Source organism: Streptomyces sp. NPDC047028 (genome assembly GCF_040644095.1).
Lineage (GTDB): Bacteria > Actinomycetota > Actinomycetes > Streptomycetales > Streptomycetaceae > Streptomyces.
In genome coordinates this window covers 1-7,000 of the sequence record NZ_JBEYVS010000096.1, presented here as the reverse complement: position 1 = coordinate 7,000, position 7,000 = coordinate 1, and the positions used below count along the sequence as shown (strand labels likewise).

Below are 7,000 nucleotides of genomic sequence, written 5' to 3'. Positions count from 1 at the left end.
AGCGTCGCCAGCATCTCCCGCACATTCGTCAGCTGCGCGTTGATCGAGTCGCGCCGGTTGGTCAGCGCGGCCAGCTCCCGCTCTGATTCCGAGCGTCCACGGCATCACGACGCCGAACTTCCACACGTAGATCCCCACGAGCACCCCCACGACCACCAGGCCGATCGCCGTCAACGTGATGTTGCGGCGCCGCACCTTCGGATCGAGAGCCCGCTGGGCCACCTCGGTGACCTTGCGTTTGGTCCAGCGGAGCACGAGCTGCGCCCAGACGAACTCGGTCGCCCAGATCGCCATGCCGCCGAAGATCACCACCCAGCCCGGACCCGGGAGCGGCAGCATGACGACGCCGGCCGCCACGACCGCGAGGCCGACCACGAAGACGCCGACCTGCCAGCTCAGGTGCAGCAGACGGCGGGCCTTGATGAATTCCGGCGCCCTGGACCCGAGCGCCCGCTCAGTGCGCTCCCCGTCCGCCTCCGCCTTGTTCGGTGCCACGGCGACCTCCCGTGGCTCGTCACTCCCCGTATTCATACGGCGAAACCCTACCGGAGTGAATCAGTCACTGAAATGGTCGTAGGTCACGTACGAGTTCTCGGCCGGAAGAGTTACGTAAACGCACGCAAAACCCTCAGAGGGGTTTACAACGGCACCGTAGGTGGCATGTCGATTTCGCCGACGTGCGAATCCCCGAGCGCACACTGAGCGAAAGGCCCTGGCGCTTATGAACACCACGGTCAGCTGCGAGCTGCACCTGCGCCTCGTTGTGTCGAGCGAGTCCTCCCTGCCTGTCCCCGCAGGCCTGCGGTACGACACGGCCGACCCCTACGCCGTGCACGCCACCTTCCACACCGGAGCCGAGGAGACCGTCGAGTGGGTGTTCGCCCGCGACCTCCTCGCCGAGGGGCTTCACCGGCCCACCGGCACCGGCGACGTCCGCGTCTGGCCCTCACGCAGTCATGGTCAGGGCGTCGTGTGCATCGCCCTCAGCTCCCCGGAGGGTGAGGCTCTGCTCGAGGCCCCGGCGCGGGCCCTGGAGTCCTTCCTGAAGCGAACGGACGCGGCCGTGCCGCCCGGCACGGAACACCGGCATTTCGATCTTGATCAGGAGCTCTCGCACATCCTGGCGGAGAGCTAGGCCGCGGCCGCCCCAAGCCGCCCGGCGCCGTCCACTCGGGGAGACGGCTCGGGCCAGGACAATCTCATACCGGATTGACCGACGCCGTCACTGTGAGTGGTCACGGGGCGGCGTCGGTGTGTGCCGGTCTCCCTGGGCCCGGTGTCCGGGGACGCCTGCCGCCGACGGGGTGTCGCTACCATCGGCCTGCATCGGCGGGCGTTCGCCCGAACCTCAGGCCAGGGAGCGAAACGTGCTGATCACCCACGACACCCGGTGCGCACTCGACACTGTGGTGGATCTGGTGAACACCGTGCCGGAGGACGACACGGCGGCCGACGGGCTGGCCGACGTCGCGGACCTCGCGGACTTCGTACGAAACCACGAGATCAGCGATGTCGGAGTGCTCGGCGAGTTCGATCTCTCCGGGGTGCGCGAGGTGCGCGGGCGCTTCGCCTCGATCTTCGCCGCGCCGGACGCGCGCGAGGCGGCCGGCATGATCAACGACCTCGTCGCCGCCGCCGGTACCACCCCCCGCCTCACGGACCACGACGGCTACGACTGGCACGTGCACTACTTCGCGCCCGGCGCCTCCGTGGCCGACCACCTCGCCGCCGACTGCGGGATGGCGCTCGCGTTCTTCGTGGTCGCCGGGGAGCAGGAGCGGCTGCGGCGCTGTGAGGCACCGGACTGCCGCCGCGCCTTCGTCGACCTCTCACGCAACCGTTCCCGCCGCTACTGCGACAGCCGGACCTGCGGGAACCGGCTGCACGTGGCCGCCTACCGGGCGCGCCGCAAGGAGGCGGCCGGCTGAGGCGGCTGACGGGGCCGGGCCGACGCCGGTCCCGGCGGGTGGCGCCGGGACGGACGTGTACGTCTCACAGCCAGAGCAGATCGTGCAGCGCGGCCGCGAGGAGCAGACACCCGATCACCGCAAGGAAGATCATCAGCGGTGGCTGGGAAAGGGCGAAGAGGCACCCGCGCGGCTCGTCCTTCGGCGGCGCGGCCTCGCTCTCGGTCGTGTCCAGCATCTCGCCGTGATGATGACCCACCCGGGCCCCCGGGCGCGATCAACACGCACGTAACGTGCGGGAGTTCGTCGAATTCAGCAGCGAGCCGTCCGTGTCGCTTCGGGTTGTGAACGGTTCCGGCCGACGGGGAGATCACCTATGTCGTTTCCGCGCGTCAAGCCCCAGGACCGGTCATATCCCGTGCTTCTTGAGGATGGCCTCGATGTCGCTGAAGTCGTCGCCGGACCCGCCGGCGCGGGGCGACGGGGCAGGCCGGGCCGCGGGACGGCTGCCCTGTCCCAGCGAGGGCGCCGAGGCCGTGGGTGCCACCGCGTCGGAACCACCGCGCTCCGCCGCTCTCCGCTCGGCGCGGGTGCCCCCGCCCCGCCGGCGCTCGACCGCCCTGGTGGTCATGAACAGCAGCCAGGCCACGCCCAGCACACCGAAGCCCGCCCAGGCGGTGGGGCTGAAGGCGGTGTCGGCGAGCCAGCCGACGACCCCGGTCATGACCAGGCCGACGGGCACGAGCGCGTACGCCGCGATGCGGGCCGCGGACAGGAATCGCTTGCGGTAGGCCGTGACCACCGCGATGCCCAGGCCCGCCGCGGACACGGCGGAGCAGACGGTCTCGGCAATCATCCGGTCCTCCTGGCGGTCCGGGCGGGTGCGCGGCCGGGCCGGCAGCGCTTCGTCCCTTCCATCCTGCACCGTCCGTTCCCCGCGATGCCATGCCTCGCCGCGACATCAGGGAGATCTCCGGGTCGCCTCCTCCTCGGGTGCCGGTCGACACCGGTGTCCTTGCGTCCCGATTGGGTCGCCCGCGTCCGGCCTGGAAGACTGGGGGCATGAGCGACTCCTCCCCCGCGGGCACAGAGCCCGTCGTCCTCGACGTGTGGTGCGAACTCCAGTGCCCCGACTGCCGCAGCGCCCTGGCCGACGTCAGCGCCCTGCGCGCCCGGTACGGCGACCGGCTGGAGCTGCGGCTGCGGCACTTCCCGCTGGAGAAGCACGAGCACGCGTTCGCCGCCGCGCAGGCCGCCGAGGAGGCCCTGGAACAGGGCAAGGGCTGGCCCTACGTGGAGGCGGTGCTGGCGCGGGTCGAGGAGCTGGACCGTAAGGGGGAACCCCTGCTGGTCGAGGTGGCCCGGGAACTGGGGCTGGACGCCGAGGAGTTCGACACCGCGCTGATCGACGGCCGGCACATCCTGATCGTCGACGCCGACCAGGCCGAGGGCAAGGCGATCGGCGTCACCGGCACGCCGACGTACGTGATCGGCGGGGAACGTCTGGACGGCGGCAAGAGCCAGGAGGGGCTGCGCGAGCGCGTCGAGGAGATCGCCGACCGGCTGCTCGCCGGACAGGCCTGAGCCTGGACCTCCTCGGCACGCCCAGCGGTCAGACCAGGTGCTTCAGCAGGGAGTACTGGATCGTCTCGTAGCCGAGCGAGTCGTAGAGCCGCTCGGCCGGGGTGTTGCCGGCGAACACGTTGAGCCCGAGGAATCCGAGTCCGGCCTCCACGGTCTGGCGTTCGGCGAGCAGCATCAGCGTCCGGCCGTGCCCCCGGCCCCGGTGGGCGGCGTCGGCCTCGACGTCGAAGACGAACCCCTCGCCGTCCCGCAGGTCCAGGGCCAGCCACAGGTGGCCGACCCTGGTCCCCTCGTGCTCCAGGACGCTGAAGCGCATGCCGTCGGTCCCGAGCCCCCGCGGCAGCATCCGCTCGTGGTCCCGGCGGGCCTTCTCCCGGGCCGCCTCCTCGGGCAGGCCCCGTTCCGTCCAGGTCCGGGCGTAGTGCTCGCTCTCGTACTCCTGCCAGGCGCCGAACTCCTCCGGTGTCATGGGCCGGGCCCGGCTGCCCGGGGGCAGTGCGGGCGGGACGGCGCCGAGGGACTTGCGCATGCCGCGGTTGGTGACGACGTAGCCGAGCGCCCGGACCAGGCGCAGCGCCGGTTCCGCGTCCCCCGGCACCACGGTGCCGATCCGGGTGCAGCCCCAGCCGCGGGCCACCTCCTCGGCGGCGAGCGCGGCCACCGTGGCCCTGCCCCGGCCGCGGTCGGGTTCGTCGATCCGCAGGGCGATGATCCGGGCGACCGAGTCGCCGAGCGACGCGGACGTGCCGAGGTGGATCGCGCCCACGGGACGGCTGTTGACGCACACCTGGAAATGCCGCGACAGGGTGCCGTCGGCGGCGCGCTGGAGCGGCTCGGTCGGCCGCAGGGTCGTGGTCATCACAGGTGTTCTACCCAACCCCGGGCCGCAGACCGACCGGATACCGCGATCTCCGGGGTGTCTCCGGGGGCCCGGGAACGGCCCTCAGGGGTCGAGGTCCGCCCCTGCCTGTTCGTCGAAGACGCGCATCGCCTTCGCGGTCACCGGTCCCGGCACGCCCGGGAGTTCACGGCCGTCGATCCGGTGCACGGCCTGGACGTCCCGGAGGGTGGAGGTCAGGAAGACCTCGTCGGCGCGCGCCAGCACGTCCAGTGGCAGGTCGGTCTCCTTCGCGCCGGTCCACTCGACGGTCAGCGCGCGGGTGATGCCGGGCAGGCAGCCAGAGACGACCGGCGGAGTGTGGATCTCGCCGTCCAGGACGACGAAGACGTTCGAACCGGTGCCCTCGCAGAGCCGCCCGACGGTGTTGCCGAACAGCGCCTCGGAGGCGCCGTGCTCGTGGGCGCGGGCGAGGGCGACCACGTTCTCGGCGTACGAGGTGGTCTTCAGGCCGGTGAGGGCGCCCCGCTCGTTGCGCGTCCAGGGCACGGTGATCACGGCGGTGGTGTCCGGCCGGCGGGTGGTTGCGCCGAGGGCGACGACCAGGGTCGGGCCGTGCTCGCCCCGGTCGGAGCCGAGCGGGCCGTGGCCCCCGGTGTAGGTGATGCGCAGCCGGCCGAGCGGCATCGGGTTGGCTTCGAGCACCGCCGTACAGGCGCGCCGGACCTCGTCGTGGTCCGGGTCGGGCAGGCCGAGGCCGCGGGCGGAGCGGGTCAGCCGGTCGAGGTGCCGGGTGAGCGCGAAGGGGCTGCCGTGGGCCGCCTTCACCGTCTCGAAGATGCCGTCACCCACGGTCAGTCCGTGGTCGAACACGGAGACACGGGCGGACTCCACGTCCCGCAGCCCGCCGTCCAGCCAGATCTTCACCGGTCCATCCCTCGCTGTTCGCCGTCGTCGTACGCACCCGACGCTACCGCGAGCAGCCGGGACGCCTTCAGTTCGGTCTCCCGCCACTCCCCCTCGGGGTCGGATCCCCAGGTGATGCCGGCGCCGGTGCCGAAGCGGAGCAGGCCGGCCTCGCGGTCGATCCAGAAGGTGCGGATGCCGACGGCCAGCTCACCGGTGCCGCGGTCGGCGTCCACCCAGCCGACACCGCCGCAGTACGGGCCGCGCGGCACGGGTTCCAGGGCGTCGATGATCCGCAGGGCGCTGGACTTGGGCGCGCCGGTGACCGAGCCGGGCGGGAAGGCGGCGGCGAGGAGTCCGGGCCAGCCGGCGTCGGAGCGCAGCTCACCGCGGACGGTGGAGACGAGGTGGACCAGGCCCGGGTGTTTCTCTACGGCGCACAGGTCGGGGACGCCGACGCTGCCGGTGACGCAGACCCGCCCGAGATCGTTGCGGACCAGGTCCACGATCATCACGTTCTCGGCGTAGTCCTTCTCCAGGAGGTCCTCCTCGGTGCGCCCGGTGCCCTTGATGGGGCCGGACTCGACGGTGCGGCCGTCCCTGCGCAGGAACAGCTCGGGCGAGGCGGTGGCGATCTCGACGCCATGTCCGGGCAGCCGGATCGTGCCGGCGTACGGCGCCGGGTTGCCGCGGGCGAGCAGCGCGGTGAGGGCGTCCACGTCGGCGTCGGGGGCGACGGGGGCGGCGAGCACGCGGCAGAGGTTGGCCTGGTAGACCTCGCCGGCCGCGATGTGCTCGCGGACGCGGTGGACTCCGGCGGTGTACGCGGCCCGGTCCAGGGACGACGTCCAGGCGTCGACGGCCGGTCCGTGCCAGCCGCCGGGCACCGGGGCGGGCACGGGCTGCTTCCGTACGTCCGCGAAACGTGCGCAGGTCAGGCCGCCCTCGAAGTCCGCGGCGACGGCCCAGAAGCCGGTGGAGTCCAGGGCGGCGGGATCGCTGGTGACGTCGAGGAGGCCGGTGGCGACGCGGCCGCCGAAGCGGGCCAGGGGCGGCAGGCTCAAGGGCCGGGACGGGAGGTCGAGCACGTGGTCGAGTGTAGGTCGGGTGTCCGGCATGTGGTCATGGCGCCGCCCTCGGCCGGCCGTGACCGGGGCCTCCGTCGGATGCAGCGCAGCACGCTGCGTAAACGCGTTTTTGTGCTGGCCCGGGAATCCGCTAGAGTTCAACACGTCGCCGGGACGCGCAAGCGGACCGAAACGACAGGCGGACGTAGCTCAGTTGGTAGAGCGCAACCTTGCCAAGGTTGAGGTCGCGAGTTCGAGCCTCGTCGTCCGCTCGAAGGAAGAAGGGGTCTTCCCGATCCCCTACACTCCTGGTGGAGTGGCCGAGAGGCGAGGCAACGGCCTGCAAAGCCGTCTACACGGGTTCAAATCCCGTCTCCACCTCCAAGGACGATTAGCTCAGCGGGAGAGCGCTTCCCTGACACGGAAGAGGTCACTGGTTCAATCCCAGTATCGTCCACTGAAGCCCCCGGGCTTCCACCCGCGCGATTAGCTCAGCGGGAGAGCGCTTCCCTGACACGGAAGAGGTCACTGGTTCAATCCCAGTATCGCGCACGCACAGCCCGTGACCGTGTGGTCACGGTCCCGAGGACGATTAGCTCAGCGGGAGAGCGCTTCCCTGACACGGAAGAGGTCACTGGTTCAATCCCAGTATCGTCCACACACCCAGGAGCCCCCGGCCGTCTCGTACGGCCGGGGGC

The 7,000-nt window shown here is 71.5% G+C and carries 8 protein-coding genes, 5 tRNA genes and 2 pseudogenes; 8 read left to right on the top strand and 7 right to left on the bottom strand.

The window, feature by feature from the left end; all coding sequences use genetic code 11:
* Both ABZ854_RS36720 and ABZ854_RS36715 read right to left on the bottom strand, forming a co-directional pair.
* Positions 1–119 (bottom strand): annotated as a pseudogene (locus ABZ854_RS36720) (cellulose-binding protein); the annotation flags it as partial.
* 43 nt (positions 120–162) lie between these two features.
* Positions 163–531 (bottom strand): annotated as a pseudogene (locus ABZ854_RS36715) (TIGR02611 family protein); the annotation flags it as partial.
* A 190-nt stretch (positions 532–721) separates the two neighbouring features.
* On the opposite strand from ABZ854_RS36715, the gene ABZ854_RS36710 reads away from it, so the two are divergent.
* Both ABZ854_RS36710 and ABZ854_RS36705 read left to right on the top strand, forming a co-directional pair.
* On the top strand, positions 722–1,135 hold the full coding sequence (locus ABZ854_RS36710; RefSeq protein WP_004002642.1) for an SsgA family sporulation/cell division regulator: 414 nt from the start codon (positions 722–724) through the stop codon (positions 1,133–1,135).
* 232 nt (positions 1,136–1,367) lie between these two features.
* Positions 1,368–1,928, top strand: coding sequence for a CGNR zinc finger domain-containing protein (locus ABZ854_RS36705; RefSeq protein ID WP_361220270.1), 561 nt, complete (start codon positions 1,368–1,370; stop codon positions 1,926–1,928).
* 64 nt (positions 1,929–1,992) lie between these two features.
* Here ABZ854_RS36705 and ABZ854_RS36700 read toward each other — a convergent pair whose 3' ends face one another.
* A complete protein-coding gene (locus ABZ854_RS36700; RefSeq protein WP_164992432.1) occupies positions 1,993–2,145 on the bottom strand; it encodes a hypothetical protein in 153 nt (50 codons plus the stop codon).
* 171 nt (positions 2,146–2,316) lie between these two features.
* Positions 2,317–2,763, bottom strand: coding sequence for a hypothetical protein (locus ABZ854_RS36695; RefSeq protein WP_361220267.1), 447 nt, complete (start codon positions 2,761–2,763; stop codon positions 2,317–2,319).
* A gap of 206 nt (positions 2,764–2,969) precedes the next feature.
* Here ABZ854_RS36695 and ABZ854_RS36690 point away from each other — a divergent pair, with 206 nt between their 5' ends.
* Positions 2,970–3,491, top strand: coding sequence for a DsbA family protein (locus ABZ854_RS36690; RefSeq protein WP_361220264.1), 522 nt, complete (start codon positions 2,970–2,972; stop codon positions 3,489–3,491).
* Positions 3,492–3,519: 28 nt separating this feature from the next.
* Here the strand turns inward: ABZ854_RS36690 and ABZ854_RS36685 are convergent, their stop codons facing one another.
* The 3 genes from ABZ854_RS36685 to ABZ854_RS36675 all read right to left on the bottom strand — a co-directional run bounded on the left by ABZ854_RS36685 (position 3,520) and on the right by ABZ854_RS36675 (position 6,323).
* Entirely contained in the window at positions 3,520–4,350 is an 831-nt protein-coding gene (locus ABZ854_RS36685; RefSeq protein ID WP_361220261.1) for a GNAT family N-acetyltransferase, read from the bottom strand.
* 84 nt (positions 4,351–4,434) lie between these two features.
* Entirely contained in the window at positions 4,435–5,256 is an 822-nt protein-coding gene (locus tag ABZ854_RS36680) for an aminodeoxychorismate lyase (protein ID WP_361220258.1), read from the bottom strand.
* Positions 5,253–6,323 carry a chorismate-binding protein gene (locus tag ABZ854_RS36675; protein WP_361220255.1) on the bottom strand — a complete coding sequence of 357 codons (1,071 nt, stop codon included), beginning with the start codon at positions 6,321–6,323 and terminating at the stop codon, positions 5,253–5,255. The genes ABZ854_RS36680 and ABZ854_RS36675 overlap by 4 nt, the downstream gene beginning before the upstream one ends.
* Positions 6,324–6,501: 178 nt before the next feature.
* Between ABZ854_RS36675 and ABZ854_RS36670 the strand changes: the two genes are divergently transcribed.
* The 5 genes from ABZ854_RS36670 (at position 6,502) to ABZ854_RS36650 (ending at position 6,960) form a co-directional block, all read left to right on the top strand.
* Positions 6,502–6,574 (top strand) — tRNA-Gly (locus ABZ854_RS36670).
* Between the two features lie 38 nt (positions 6,575–6,612).
* A tRNA-Cys gene (locus ABZ854_RS36665) sits at positions 6,613–6,686 on the top strand.
* A 1-nt stretch (position 6,687) separates the two neighbouring features.
* Positions 6,688–6,759, top strand: a tRNA-Val gene (locus ABZ854_RS36660).
* Positions 6,760–6,782: 23 nt separating this feature from the next.
* Positions 6,783–6,854, top strand: a tRNA-Val gene (locus tag ABZ854_RS36655).
* A 34-nt stretch (positions 6,855–6,888) separates the two neighbouring features.
* A tRNA-Val gene (locus ABZ854_RS36650) sits at positions 6,889–6,960 on the top strand.
* Positions 6,961–7,000: the final 40 nt, after the last annotated feature.